Below are 14,203 nucleotides of genomic sequence, written 5' to 3' on the forward strand. Positions count from 1 at the left end.
GCTACAGCAAGCTTTTGACGTAAGCGTCAATGTCGCTGATGTATTTTTCTATACCTGGAGCATCTTTCTCACGAATAAGATGTTCCAGCGTTTCACATAACTGCTTGCCGGGTACCAGATTAAGCATGGCAAACACCCCTTTCAGGCGGTGGGCCGTTTGGGCCAGCGCAGCAAAATCGCTGGTTTCCGCCTCAGTATACAACCTCTTAACATCATCCGGTACTGTGTCTACAAATAGCGCGTAATAACCGCTGGCATGAAGTTCGGCGTTTTCATCTCCTCCCAGAGGGGACTCAGGAATGTCTTCCTGCGCCAGTTGCTCTTCGATAAGTTGTAAGACAGCTTCCTGCATAGCATTGCTCATATTAAAGTTGACGCGCAGTTGGCCAGGGCCGATTTTTCGCACGCCTGACTCATCATCGCTTAAAAGCAAGCCCGAGGCAGTAAGATTAGACGGATTATCCGTTAAAAAGAGATCATATTCTTGACTTACCAGCCGTTCGTCCGGAGTGAGGCAAGTCGCGCCCCAGTTTTCCAGTTGGCGAACCACAATGTTGCGCACGTCGTTAGAGGTGACATCAACCATCACACAAACGTCATCAAGCAGGCGCTCTTCGACTTCAGCATGCTGGTCGTGCGGCGTCATTTTAACATGGACGGTATAGCGCGTACCGAGCGTTTCCCGCGTTTTGATATTCAAATGACCGCCGAGTTTGCGGGCTAACTGATCGCACAACCAGAAGGTGAGCGGGTTCGCTTTGCCGTAACGGTCGCCCTGCGTTTCATTAATATACGGGAAATGCAGATTATCTATTTCATTCGGTGCCACACCTTCACCGGTATCCAGAATGCGGAAGGTCAGACGTTCTTCTGCGGACTCGTCCTGATCAACTTCAAGGGTGATTTTACCGATCTGAGTCGTGGTGACGGCGTACTGGATGAGCAGCAGCAAGATCCGGCGTAGAGCGTCGCGATCGCCACGGCGCTCGTCGCTGGCGCTAAGGTGGTTATTGATCAACAGTTGCAGGCCTTTGCGCTTAATTACCGGCAGGACTTCCGGCACGACTTCGTCGATCAGCGCCTGAACAGAGAACAGTGTCGATTCACTCTTCCAGCTATCATTCTCCAGAATGTTCGCGAGTTGAATTTCATCCACCATACGTACCAGCACATCAGCCTGATTAGCCAGTTTTTGGCTGTCAGGGGTATTCAATGCGGCGGCGTTAACCGCCAGCATCCGTACCGGCTCTTTCAATGCCGCGCCGATATTCTGCATAAATGCGGCACGACCCTGCTGGTTTTTCTCATACAACCGCTGTGCTTGCTTAAGCTTCTTATTGACCAGCACCTCACGATCCTGATCGCGGATGATAAAGATCTGGGTGCGCGGCGCAATCTGGCTACGAAACAGGCGAATTTCATACAGCTCATTATTGATAGTGGCCTGAATGATCCCCTGATGCTGTTCCGCCATGCTGGTGATGTTCTGCAAATTTAAGTGTGGCAGCAGATGATCGGCAATTTTATTGCTGATCACTGTCCGATTGGCTTCCTGGTCATGAACCAACAGACCGAGAGGCAGCAGGGAGACAATCTCTTCATTTATTGCACGCAGAATACGCAGTTCATTATTTGCCGCGGTATTGGGCGCAACCTCCGTCGAGCGACCTGGCTGGTGGCGGAAGGTGGTGTAACCAAACAACGCCAGCGCGAGCAGACCAATATTGAGCAGCAACGGCAGCAGGATATTTTGCAGCGTATCAAGCAGCAGCGTCCCGAAAGGCACCAGCCAGACCAGACGCATATCGGTTGAGTTCAGGGCTGATGAAATTTCAATTTTAGCGCTGTTAAAACTGATGCTGACGCTGTCTGGCGACTCTTTTTCATTATTATGTACGGTCGTTGGCGTGGCGTCAGGCTCAAGACGAAAGCTGTCCAGCGGCATGCCAGGTGGGATCAGATCGTTAATCGGCAGATCGAATGCGACCACGGTCGCCAGATGTCCGGGTTGGTTAAAGGTGGTGCGTAACGTGAAGTAATGCCCGTTTTGCCATGTCAGATGACGCAGAGAAGAGAAACTTTCTCTTTCATCAAGCGCGTTCGCTTGTTGCAGCATTTCCGCGCGTCGTGAGTCGACGATATTACCAATAGTCGACTCTTTAAAGCCGGACGCAAGATCTTTAAGCGGCAATGTGGAGATGAGGATTAAGCTGTTGTCCTGTCCGTTCAGGTAATACATGGACCACGGTACGGTCTCGGCACCCCACAACGTATCCAGATAGGTTGAAATACGCTGGGTCATTTCCAGCGTTGAACTGTCATGGGAGCCAAAAATGAGGGCCTCGGTCTTACGACGCGGTTTCTCCAGATAGTAGACATCTTGTTTCAGCCGCGTTTCTTGCAGACCTTCCCCTGTTGAAGGGTTAGCGGTTGCGGCGATGTTGTCATAAATTTGCCACGTTACGTAGCGCCAGGTATCGACCCGCTTATGCAGCGCGTGGGTGATATCGACAATCTGATAGCTCTTATCTTTCAACCAGGCATTCACGGCGCTTTGCACCATAACACCCATCGTCACCAGCAACACAATGATCAGTAATAAGAAGAAACGGGTAATGCTTCCCGGCAGAAGGGAGAATCGGGTAGAAACCGTTGTGTCAGTCTGACGCATTCGTGTTTATGACCTGTTAACAAGGCGAAAGGAGATAGGGCAGTATAAAGGGTAATGTGTGAATTTCCAGACTCTCGCCTCTTACCGACACTGCATTTCCGTCTGCCTGAGGGATAAGCATTGCTACTGTATAAATGTGTACATCGCATGAAATGGGGTACAGATATTTAGGAAAATACTGAAAAATGCAGCATTAAATAACAAGATAATATTTTTGACATTAATTCTGAGCGTGCGTGGAAGAAAACGCTGAATTTCCGTGACTCTTTTTTACGTCGTAGCACAATGTGAAAGGGAACAGTGTAAAGAAGGGTAAAAAAAAACCGAATGCAGTGCATTCGGCTGAAATAGGGGTAAACAGACATTCAGAAATGAATGACGGTAATAAATAAAGTTAATGATGATAGCGTCTTTATTTTAGTGATCGGCGAGTTTTTTGTTTTGTCATTCAGTGCTATGAATTATATGTGCGTAACATTCTGTTTTTAAGGTGAAAATTAATGCATCTTGTTAATTCGTGCTTATTTTTTGCATTTTCCGATTTAAAAAAAGTTCCACGAAATTAACATTTGGAAACATCTATGCCGATAAATGAAACATTTTAAAAGTTTTAGTATCATATTCGTGTTGGATTATTCTGTCATTTTGAGGAGAATGAAGTTGCCGACTGGTTAATGAGGGTTAACCAGTATGCAGTGGCAATAAAAAAAGCAAATAAAGGCATATAACAGAGGGTTTACAAAATGAAAGTTAAAGTACTGTCCCTCCTGGTACCGGCTCTGCTGGTAGCGGGTACCGCAAATGCGGCCGAAATTTATAACAAAGACGGCAACAAATTAGATCTGTACGGTAAAGTCGACGGTCTGCACTATTTCTCCGATGACGACAGCGTTGATGGCGATCAGACCTACATGCGTCTTGGCTTCAAAGGCGAAACCCAGGTAAATGACCAACTGACCGGTTACGGCCAGTGGGAATACCAGATTCAGGGTAACACGTCTGAAAACCAAAATGATTCCTGGACCCGTCTGGCGTTTGCCGGTCTGAAATTCGGTGATGCCGGTTCATTCGACTACGGTCGTAACTACGGTGTGGTTTACGACGTGACCTCCTGGACCGACGTTCTGCCGGAATTCGGCGGCGACACCTACGGTTCTGACAACTTCATGCAACAGCGTGGTAACGGCTTCGCGACCTACCGTAACTCTGACTTCTTCGGTATGGTTGATGGTCTGAACTTCGCCATTCAGTATCAGGGTAAAAACGGTAGCCCAAGCGGTGAAGACCAGACGAACAACGGTCGCGATGCTCTGAGACAGAACGACGAAGGTGTTGGCGGTTCTATCACTTATGATATCGGTGAAGGCTTCGGTATCGGTGCTGCGGTTTCTGGTTCTAACCGTACCTTTGATCAGAACAACTCTGGTTTTATCGGTACCGGCGATCGTGCTGAAACCTACACCGGTGGTCTGAAATATGACGCCAACAACGTTTACCTGGCTGCACAATACACCCAGACTTACAACGCGACTCGCACTGGCGATCTGGGTTGGGCTAACAAAGCACAGAACTTCGAAGTGGTTGCACAGTACCAGTTCGACTTCGGTCTGCGTCCGTCCGTTGCCTACCTGCAGTCCAAAGGTAAAGACCTGGGCCGTGGCTACGGCGATCAGGACATCGTGAAATATGTTGATGTTGGCGCGACTTACTACTTCAACAAAAACATGTCCACCTATGTTGATTACAAAATCAACCTGCTGGATGACAACCGCTTTACCAACGATGCCGGTATCAGCACCGATGACATCGTCGCTCTGGGCCTGGTTTACCAGTTCTAATTGTCGGTTTTGTCACCTAAAGGGCCTGCGGGCCCTTTTTTAATGCCTTTATTCCGGCGTACAAATAACTGTTTTTGGTGTACTCTTGCGCCCGTTCGCATGAGGATAATCACGTATGGATATGACTTCTTTTCGGGCGGTCCTGTTGGCGGCCACGCTCTTTTTTATGGGATGCGATAACGCCCCACAGCCAGTTAAGCCAGTTCCCGAAGCGCAGGTGCTGGAAGGTAAAACGATGGGAACCTTCTGGCGCGTCAGTGTTGTGGGCGTCGATGCCAAACGCCTCCAGGATCTACAGGTCCGGATTCAGACTCAGCTTGATGCTGACGATCAACTGCTCTCCACCTATAAAAATGATTCCGCATTAATGCGCTTTAACCAGTCGCAAAGTCTCTCGCCCTGGCCCGTCAGTGAAGCGATGGCCGATATAGTCACCTCCGCGTTGCGTATTGGCGCAAAAACGGACGGGGCGATGGACATTACCGTCGGTCCGCTGGTCAATCTGTGGGGTTTTGGCCCGGATCAACAGCCGGTGAAGATCCCCACTCAGGAACAGATTGATGTCGCAAAAGCCAAAACCGGCCTGGCGCATCTGACGGTTATTGAGCAGGCACGGCAACAGTATCTGCAAAAAGATATCGCGGACTTGTACGTCGATCTCTCCACCGTTGGTGAGGGATATGCAGCGGATCACCTGGCGTATCTGATGGAACAGGAAGGTCTCTCCCGCTATCTGGTTTCGGTTGGCGGCGCGCTGAGCAGTCGTGGCATGAATGCCGAAGGGCATCCGTGGCGGGTGGCTATCCAGAAACCGACAGACCAGGAAAATGCGGTGCAGGCGATTGTCGATATCAACGGGCATGGCATCAGCACGTCCGGCAGCTATCGCAACTATTATGAGCTGGACGGTAAACGCGTCTCTCATGTTATTGATCCGCAAACCGGACGTCCTATTGAGCACAACCTGGTGTCGGTGACGGTGATAGCCCCGACGGCGCTGGAAGCCGATGGCTGGGATACAGGACTGATGGTGCTCGGCACCGAAAAAGCGAAAGAGGTGGTTCGCCGTGAAGGGCTGGCCGTTTATATGATCGTCAAAGAAGGCGACGGCTTTAAGACCTGGATGTCTCCGCAGTTCCAGGGCTTTCTCATCAGCGAGAAAAATTAAAAAGCAAGATTGCGGGTTTTCGTTCGATGGTTTGTGGACACACTAAGCACTATGCTTACCGAAGGAGTCCATGATGAAAAATGTCTTACGAGTAAACGATGATCAACGCTGGCAGTCGGTAGTGGAACGCGATCCCAATGCCGACGGCCAGTTTGTCTTTGCGGTGACGACGACTGGGATCTTCTGTCGACCCTCCTGTCGGGCGAAGCATGCCCTGCGTAAAAACGTCCGTTTTTTCGGGGATGCCACTGAAGCGCTGAGCGCAGGATTCCGTCCCTGCAAACGTTGTCAGCCTGACAAAGAAAACGCCCATCAACAGCGGCTGGATAAAATCACCCGCGCGTGCCATTTGCTGGAACAGGATACACCCATCACATTAGAGGCTCTGGCGCAGGACGTTGCCATGAGTCCGTTTCATTTACATCGTTTGTTTAAAGCAACGACGGGAATGACCCCGAAAGCGTGGCAGCAGTCGTATCGTGCCCGCCGTTTGCGCGACGCGCTGGTAAAAGGGGAGACGGTAACGCAGGCACTCCTTAACGCCGGCTATCCTGATAGCAGCAGTTACTACCGTAAAGCCGATGAAACGCTAGGTATGACGGCGAAGCAGTTTCGCAAAGGGGGCGACAAGGTGACCGTTCGCTTTACCATAGCGGACTGTATGCTGGGGCGCTGCCTGGTGGCGGAAAGTGAACGCGGGATCTGTGCGATCCTGTTAGGTGACGACGATGCCGGGCTTATCGCCGGATTGCATGAAATGTTTCCCGCCGCACGGGATGAACCTGCGGATGCGGATTTTCAGCAACGGGTACAGCAGGTGATTACCAGCATCAATGCCCGCAACACGCCGCTGGCTTTACCGCTGGACATCCAGGGGACCGCATTTCAGCAACAGGTCTGGCAGGCATTACGCGCCATTCCCTGCGGTGAAACGGTCAGTTATCAGCAGGTCGCCAACGCCATTGGAAAACCGAAAGCGGTGCGTGCCGTTGCCAGCGCCTGTGGGGCAAATAAACTGGCGATAGTGATCCCCTGTCATCGTGTGGTGCGGGGCGATGGCTCGCTTTCCGGCTATCGCTGGGGCGTGGCGCGTAAGGCGCAATTGCTCAAGCGCGAGACGCAACGTGAGGAGTCATGATGCTGGACCTGTTTGTGGACGCTGAGCCCTGGCAAGAGCCACTGGCGCCAGGCGCGGTTATCCTGCGTCGTTTTGCTTTCAGCGCGTCGCAGAGACTGCTGCAGGATATTTTGGCGATTGCCAGTCAGTCACCGTTTCGCCATATGGTCACACCCGGCGGGTACACCATGTCAGTGGCGATGACCAACTGCGGCCCGCTGGGCTGGACCACCGATCAGCACGGTTATCTGTACTCGCCCGTCGACCCGTTGACGGGTGAGCGCTGGCCACCCTTGCCTGAATCTTTCGCCAGCCTGTGCCAACAGGCCGCAACGGCGGCAGGCTACCCCGACTTTATGCCAGACGCTTGTCTTATCAACCGTTATGCGCCAGGGGCGAAGTTGTCGCTGCATCAGGATAAAGATGAGCCTGACCTGCGCGCCCCCATTGTCTCGGTTTCGCTTGGGTTGCCCGCTGTCTTCCAGTTTGGTGGCTTGCACCGCAATGACCCGTTAAAACGGCTTTTACTTGAGCATGGCGATGTTGTGGTCTGGGGCGGAGAATCCCGGTTGTTTTATCATGGTATACAACCGCTTAAATCGGGTTTTCATCCGTTAACCGCCGACTGTCGCTACAATCTAACATTCCGGCAGGCGGGTAAAAGGGAATTAAAATAAGAATTATTATTGCTGTCGGCGTTGAGATGTTTAAACTGCGGGCTGTCATTACTTGTCCGGGTTGTCTGCATGGAACTTCTTCTTCTTGTCTGGCGGCAGTATCGCTGGCCATTTATCAGCGTCATGGCGCTCAGCCTCGCCAGTGCGGCGCTGGGTATTGGGTTGATTGCCTTTATCAATCAACGTTTGATCGAAACGGCCGACGCCTCGCTGATGGTATTACCGGAATTTCTCGGATTGCTGGTGTTGCTGATGGCGGTGACGCTTGGATCACAACTGGCGCTGACGACGTTGGGACACCATTTTGTCTACCGTCTGCGCAGCGAGTTTATCAAACGTATTCTGGATACTCGTGTTGAACGTATCGAACAACTGGGCAGCGCTTCGTTACTCGCCGGTTTAACCAGCGACATCCGCAACATCACCATTGCGTTTGTGCGCCTGCCTGAACTGGTGCAGGGCATCATCCTGACCCTCGGGTCTGCGGCCTATCTCGCCATGCTCTCAACCAAAATGTTGTTGGTCACTGCAATCTGGGTGGCGGTAACCATCTGGGGCGGATTCGTGCTGGTGGCGCGTGTTTACCGGCATATGGCGACGCTGCGCGAAACGGAAGACAAACTGTATAACGACTATCAGACCGTGCTGGAAGGGCGTAAAGAACTGACCCTGAACCGTGAGCGCGCGGAACATATTTTTAATCAGTTGTATGTGCCGGATGCCAAAGAGTACCGTCATCACATTATTCGCGCTGACACCTTCCATCTCAGTGCCGTCAACTGGTCGAATATCATGATGTTGGGGGCGATTGGGCTGGTCTTTTGGATGGCAAATAGCCTCGGTTGGGCAGACACTAACGTGGCCGCAACCTACTCTCTGACGCTGCTTTTCCTGCGCACGCCGCTGTTATCTGCGGTGGGGGCGCTCCCGACCTTGCTCACCGCTCAGGTGGCGTTCAATAAGCTCAATAAATTTTCTCTGGCGCCGTTTAAAGCCGAGTTCCCACGCCCCAACGCATTTCCGAACTGGAAAACGCTGGAGTTGCGTAATGTCATGTTCCACTACCAGGACAATGCGTTTTCGGTGGGGCCAGTCAATCTGACTATTCATCGGGGGGAGTTGCTGTTCCTGATTGGCGGTAACGGGAGCGGAAAATCAACGCTGGCGATGTTGTTGACCGGGTTATACCAGCCGCAATCCGGCGAAATTCTGCTGGATGGCGAAGCGGTCCCGGTGGATAAACCTGAAGACTATCGTAAGCTCTTTTCCGCCGTATTTACCGATGTCTGGCTGTTTGATCAGTTGCTGGGGCCGGAAGGAAAACCCGCCGATCCCGCGCTGGTGCAGAAGTGGCTTGAGCACCTGAAAATGGCGCACAAACTTGAGTTAAGCGATGGGCGTATTCTGAACCTGAAGCTGTCAAAAGGGCAGAAAAAACGCGTGGCGCTGCTGCTGGCGCTGGCGGAAGAGCGTGACATCATCCTGCTGGATGAGTGGGCCGCCGATCAGGATCCGCATTTCCGCCGCGAATTCTACCAGGTGCTGCTGCCGCTAATGCAGGAAATGGGAAAAACCATTTTTGCCATCAGCCACGATGATCACTACTTTATTCACGCCGACCGTCTGCTCGAAATGCGCAATGGACAGCTTAGCGAGCTGGTGGGTGATGAGCGTGATGCCGCGTCACGCGATGCGGTAGCGCGTACCGCCTGACCACCAAGGCCGGATGAGGCGTAGCCTCATCCGGCCTAATTGCCCGATAGCGCTACGCGTATCGGGCCGTCTATCCCCTGTATAACGCCGCTTTTTTATCCAACCACGTTGACCGTTTATTGTTATTTACATTTTTGGGGGCCATCCTTACTGGCATTCCATAATCTGGATTTATAACTAATGACCGTAACAACGAAAAATACCGCCAGGCAACGTGATGAAGAGCGTGCCCGCCTCATCTGGTTGCTGACCACTGATAAAGCCGTTATTTCCACCCTGTTAGGCAAACTCACCCTGGCTGAGCAATATGACGTCGGTACGTTATCCGACGATATTGCTGAGGTAGGGGCGTTGGTCGCTCACCTGCCGCCTGCCGATCTCGCCGATACCCTGGAGGCGTTGCCTTCCGAAGAGCGTCACGCGCTGTGGCGACTGGTTGAAAGTGAAAAACGCGGCAAAGTGTTGATTGAAGCCTCAGAAAACGTCTGGGACGATTTGATTGACGAAATGACCGACCGCGCGCTGCTGGATGCGTTGCAGTATCTCGACATCGATGAACAGATTTATCTGGTGCAGCATTTGCCGCGTAATCTCACCGGGCGGCTGCTGGCGACCTTGCCGCCGGAAGAACGCGCCCGCGTTCGCCAGGTCATGCACTACGAGAAAAATCGCGTTGGCGCGATCATGGAATTCGAAGTCATTACGGTGCGCCCGGACGTGACCTTAGAAGTGGTGCAGCGCTATTTACGCCGTTTGGGAAAAATGCCGGAAAACACCGATAAACTCTTTGTTATCAATCGGAAAAAAACGCTTGTCGGCGAGCTGACGTTAACCTGTATTTTGCTCAATGATGCGCAGAAAAAGGTGAGTGAGGTCATGGATGATGACCCCATGACCTTCGCCCCGGAAGACAAAGCCGAGAACGCGGCGCGTACCTTCGAGCGTGACAACCTGGTCAGCGCCGCGGTGGTGGATACGTCCGGTAAGTTAATGGGCCGCTTAACCATCGATGAAATTGTCGATGTGGTGTATGAAGAAACGGATACCGACCTGCGGCGCATGGGGGGATTAAGCGCGGAGGAAGACGTCTTTGCCCCGGTCACGAAAGCGGTGAAAACCCGCTGGGCGTGGCTGGCGATCAATCTGTGTACTGCGTTTATCGCCTCCCGCGTGATTGATGGTTTTGAACACACCATTTCGCAACTGGTCGCGCTGGCCTCTCTGATGCCGATTGTCGCCGGGATCGGGGGGAATACCGGGAATCAGACCATCACGATGATCGTGCGGGCGCTGGCGTTGCAGCATATTCAGCCGGGGAATTTAACCTTCCTGATCCTGCGCGAGATGGGCGTCGCGTTGATCAATGGGCTGGTCTGGGGCGGGATCATGGGGGGCGTGACCTGGTGGCTGTATGACGATATGGCGCTGGGGGCGGTGATGACCTTAGCCATGGTGCTCAATCTGCTGGTCGCCGCGTTGATGGGGGTCATCATACCCATGACGATGCTGAAGTTTGGCCGCGATCCGGCGGTGGGTTCCAGCGTGATGATCACGGCGCTAACGGACACTGGTGGCTTCTTCATTTTTCTGGGACTGGCGACGATTTTCCTCCTTTAGGTTGATAAACATTCAAATATTCAACAATAACTTTAAAATTTTAATATAATTTATAAACAATATTTAAATTTTATGACTTAAATGTTAACGTTAATGCCGATTGATTTTCACCTGCGAAAAGCAAAAGCGATACTCAAAGTAAGGCATTAACATGATGAAAAAAGCGACGGCCATGCTCTTCACCCTGGCCGTGGGGCTGAATGTTGTCTCTGTGGCAGCACAAGCGAAAGCGGCCGAAGAGCAAGAAACGGATGTACTGTTAATTGGCGGCGGTATTATGAGCGCCACCCTTGGAACGTATCTACAGGAGCTGGAGCCGGAATGGTCCATGACCATGGTCGAGCGACTGGATGGCGTTGCGCAGGAGAGTTCAAACGGCTGGAACAACGCCGGGACAGGGCACTCCGCACTCATGGAGCTGAACTACACGCCGAAGAAAGCCGATGGATCCATCAGCATTGAAAAAGCCGTCGACATCAACGAATCCTTCCAGATTTCTCGCCAGTTCTGGGCGCATCAGGTCAACAGCGGCGTACTCCACGATCCGCGTTCCTTTATCACGACCGTTCCGCACATGAGCTTCGTCTGGGGCGACGAGAACGTGAACTTCCTGCGCGCCCGCTATGCGGCGCTCCAGCAGAGCACCTTGTTCCGCGGTATGCGTTACTCCGAAGATCACGCGCAGATCAAAGAGTGGGCACCGCTGGTGATGGAAGGGCGCGACCCGAAACAGAAAGTGGCCGCCACGCGTACTGAAATCGGTACTGACGTGAACTACGGTGAAATTACCCGTCAGATGATCGCCTCTTTACAGAAAAAACCAAACTTTGCGCTGCAAGTGAACACGGAAGTTCGTGGCTTTAAGCGTAACGCGGATAACTCCTGGACTGTGACCGTTGCCGATTTGAAAAACGGTGAAGCAGAGCACGACATCAAAGCGAAGTTTGTCTTTATCGGCGCGGGTGGTGCGGCGCTGAAACTGATGCAGGAGTCCGGTATTCCGGAAGCCGATGGCTATGCCGGATTCCCGGTGGGCGGTCAGTTCCTCGTCTCGGATAACCCGGATGTGGTGAATCGCCACCTGGCGAAAGTGTACGGTCAGGCTTCTGTCGGCGCGCCGCCGATGTCCGTACCTCATATCGATACCCGTGTTCTGGACGGCAAACGTGTCGTGCTGTTTGGGCCATTTGCGACCTTCTCGACCAAATTCCTGAAAAACGGTTCGCTGTGGGATCTGATGAGTTCAACCACAACATCGAACTTTATGCCGATGGTTAACGTGGGGCTGGACAACTTTGATTTGGTGAAATACTTGATGAGCCAGGTCATGCTGAGCGATGACGACCGTTTTGAGGCGCTGAAAGAGTACTATCCGCAAGCGAAGAAAGAAGACTGGCGTCTGTGGCAGGCGGGTCAGCGTGTGCAGATCATCAAGCGTGATGCAGACAAAGGCGGCGTATTGCGTCTGGGCACCGAAGTGGTAAGCGACAAAGACGGCACCATTGCGGCGCTGCTGGGCGCGTCACCGGGTGCATCAACAGCGGCACCGATCATGCTGCATCTGATGGAAAAAGTGTTTAAAGATAAAGTCGCCAGTCCGCAATGGCAGGCGAAACTGAAAACGATTGTGCCGTCATACGGAACAAAACTGAACGGTAACGTTGAGGCGACGGAACAAGAGTTGCAGTACACCAGCGAAGTGCTGGGTCTGAAATATGACAAGCCGCAGGTGGCGGACGCTGCGCCACAACCGCAACTGAAACCTCAGGCTCAGCCAGAGCGTAAAGAAGTTGCGGATATCGCGCTGTAAAATAAAAAAACCTGCCTCGGCATAACACCGTTCACTTAATATGTTTTGAGTGAACGGGATGCTGGATTTTTGAGATCCGAACGGCCCTATCTTTGGGTCGTTTTCTCTTTTCCGGCAGGATGAACTTTTTTGCTTTCTTTCGCGGGCTTCATTCGTTCGTATCCCAATGGTGACTGTTGCTGCAAACAGCCACGGGAGCGATTCGCTGACAACTTTTCTCTGATCTGCTGAAGGTCATTTTTCTCCACACCCACGAGATTTGGCGGCGGTTTGGTTCTATTCTGGGCTGAAGCGCAGGACTCAATAATACTATTCACTATGCCACCCAGTAGGGACTCACCGAATGCAATCTGGTTCGGCGTTCGATGAGCTCTGACACAAAAACTGATGTGTGCGATATGCGCTGGTGGTCGGAATATTTCAATACGTGCTGTGAGGAGGATACAGCAACCTATATTTATATGCGGTAGCTTAAGGCGGCCTGAACCAGTAACAGTGAGAGTCAGCAATAAACTGATACAACGATGGATTAAAATCAACAGGCAGTTTTACCGGAAGTCGGCACTGAATATAATAATTATGCAGATTAAATATAATTACGTCATGAATACTGAAGGAGTATTTATTTTATCCCAAAATATATTGAGCGCCACACAGTTAATTTTTATTAAATATTCTTCTTATTAACCTGCCCCATTGATATTCGTCAAAAAAGTAAACTCTAAAGGAGAGTATCCGTTTTATACAGGAACAGAATTTATCATTCTGACCAGCGCAGTCAGTTATGGACAGATGCGCCACAATAAAAGGATATCAGTAATGAGTGGAAAACCCGCGAGCCGGATAAGCGACGGCGTGGCGAATGGTCAGATTGTGCAGGGGTCGCTGACCGTTCTGATAGGCAGTCAGGGCGGCATTGCCTGTTCTGTGTGCCCGGACGGCGTCACCGAAGGCGACCCGGTTAACCCCGTTCTCGGTGCCAAAGTCCTGCCCGGTGAGGTGGACATTGCGCTACCCGGTCCGGTGCCCTTTGTTATCAGCCGCAGCTACTCCAGTTATCAGACGCCGACACCGGCGCCGGTGGGGTTGTTTGGCCCCGGCTGGAGCCAGGCGGCAGAAGTCAGCCTGCTCACCACGCCAGACACGCTTATCCTCAACGACGATAAAGGCCGCAGCATCACCTTCGACCCGCTCAGCACAGGCGAGCTGACCTACAGCCGCAGTGAGAAATTATGGATAGTCCGTGGCGGGGCTGCCGTCCTGGAAGGCGGGCAGTCGGACGTACTGCAACCGCTGTGGCAGACGCTCCCGGAAGAGGCACGGCATCACCCTGAGTTTTACTTTGTGACCGGTGACCCGCTGGGGCCCTGGTGGATATTCAATCACGCGGGAGCGACGCAGCCGGGCCGCCAGCTGCTGCAGATGCAGCGTGACCGTTTCGGGCGCAGCATGGTGCTGGAACGGGCGCAGGAGGGTGAGTTTACGGGGCGCATCACTGGCGTCACCGACGGCAGTGGCCGGCATTACCGGCTGGTGCTGATACAGGCGGTTGCCGCCACGGAACAGGACAGCGGCGTCCGGCTGACGGCCGT

General features: G+C 52.4%; 9 protein-coding genes. 8 read left to right on the forward strand and 1 reads right to left on the reverse strand.

Features of this window, described 5'->3' with window-relative positions; genetic code table 11:
- Nucleotide 1: 1 nt before the first annotated feature.
- Nucleotides 2–2,671: a phosphotransferase RcsD gene (rcsD, locus tag AC07UY_RS15275; RefSeq protein WP_494660616.1), complete on the reverse strand. Its 2,670-nt coding sequence runs from the start codon at nucleotides 2,669–2,671 to the stop codon at nucleotides 2–4.
- A 743-nt stretch (nucleotides 2,672–3,414) separates the two neighbouring features.
- On the opposite strand from rcsD, the gene AC07UY_RS15280 reads away from it, so the two are divergent.
- The 8 genes from AC07UY_RS15280 to AC07UY_RS15315 form a co-directional block, all read left to right on the forward strand.
- Entirely contained in the window at nucleotides 3,415–4,509 is a 1,095-nt protein-coding gene (locus AC07UY_RS15280; protein ID WP_494660615.1) for a porin OmpC, read from the forward strand.
- 115 nt (nucleotides 4,510–4,624) lie between these two features.
- Nucleotides 4,625–5,677, forward strand: coding sequence for an FAD:protein FMN transferase ApbE (gene apbE, locus AC07UY_RS15285; RefSeq protein ID WP_494701482.1), 1,053 nt, complete (start codon nucleotides 4,625–4,627; stop codon nucleotides 5,675–5,677).
- A 73-nt stretch (nucleotides 5,678–5,750) separates the two neighbouring features.
- On the forward strand, nucleotides 5,751–6,815 hold the full coding sequence (ada, locus tag AC07UY_RS15290; protein ID WP_494660667.1) for a bifunctional DNA-binding transcriptional regulator/O6-methylguanine-DNA methyltransferase Ada: 1,065 nt from the start codon (nucleotides 5,751–5,753) through the stop codon (nucleotides 6,813–6,815).
- Complete coding sequence (gene alkB / locus AC07UY_RS15295; protein WP_494660666.1) at nucleotides 6,815–7,471, forward strand: DNA oxidative demethylase AlkB; 657 nt, start codon at nucleotides 6,815–6,817, stop codon at nucleotides 7,469–7,471. Before ada ends, alkB begins: the two co-directional genes overlap by 1 nt.
- A gap of 69 nt (nucleotides 7,472–7,540) precedes the next feature.
- The gene (locus AC07UY_RS15300; protein WP_494660613.1) at nucleotides 7,541–9,184 is read left to right on the forward strand and encodes a multidrug ABC transporter permease/ATP-binding protein; all 1,644 of its coding nucleotides are present in this window, start codon (nucleotides 7,541–7,543) and stop codon (nucleotides 9,182–9,184) included.
- A gap of 180 nt (nucleotides 9,185–9,364) precedes the next feature.
- On the forward strand, nucleotides 9,365–10,801 hold the full coding sequence (gene mgtE, locus AC07UY_RS15305; protein WP_203360615.1) for a magnesium transporter: 1,437 nt from the start codon (nucleotides 9,365–9,367) through the stop codon (nucleotides 10,799–10,801).
- Nucleotides 10,802–10,955: 154 nt separating this feature from the next.
- Nucleotides 10,956–12,611 (forward strand): malate dehydrogenase (quinone), encoded by a 1,656-nt coding sequence (gene mqo, locus AC07UY_RS15310; protein ID WP_494660665.1) that lies wholly within the window; start codon nucleotides 10,956–10,958, stop codon nucleotides 12,609–12,611.
- A gap of 819 nt (nucleotides 12,612–13,430) precedes the next feature.
- The coding region (locus AC07UY_RS15315; RefSeq protein WP_494701483.1) for a DUF6531 domain-containing protein at nucleotides 13,431–14,203 on the forward strand (773 nt) is incomplete at its 3' end.

It is taken from the genome of Citrobacter sp. GW821-FHT02E08 (assembly GCF_059421685.1).

What these genes read in the sequence shown, in the direction of transcription:
- apbE (WP_494701482.1), top strand. Translation starts at nt 4,625, where the DNA reads ATGGATATGACTTCTTTTCGGGCGGTCCTGTTGGCGGCCACGCTCTTT.
- AC07UY_RS15300 (WP_494660613.1), top strand. Translation starts at nt 7,541, where the DNA reads ATGGAACTTCTTCTTCTTGTCTGGCGGCAGTATCGCTGGCCATTTATC.
- alkB (WP_494660666.1), top strand. Translation starts at nt 6,815, where the DNA reads ATGCTGGACCTGTTTGTGGACGCTGAGCCCTGGCAAGAGCCACTGGCG.
- AC07UY_RS15280 (WP_494660615.1), top strand. Translation starts at nt 3,415, where the DNA reads ATGAAAGTTAAAGTACTGTCCCTCCTGGTACCGGCTCTGCTGGTAGCG.
- rcsD (WP_494660616.1), bottom strand. Translation starts at nt 2,671, where the DNA reads ATGCGTCAGACTGACACAACGGTTTCTACCCGATTCTCCCTTCTGCCG.
- mqo (WP_494660665.1), top strand. Translation starts at nt 10,956, where the DNA reads ATGAAAAAAGCGACGGCCATGCTCTTCACCCTGGCCGTGGGGCTGAAT.
- ada (WP_494660667.1), top strand. Translation starts at nt 5,751, where the DNA reads ATGAAAAATGTCTTACGAGTAAACGATGATCAACGCTGGCAGTCGGTA.
- mgtE (WP_203360615.1), top strand. Translation starts at nt 9,365, where the DNA reads ATGACCGTAACAACGAAAAATACCGCCAGGCAACGTGATGAAGAGCGT.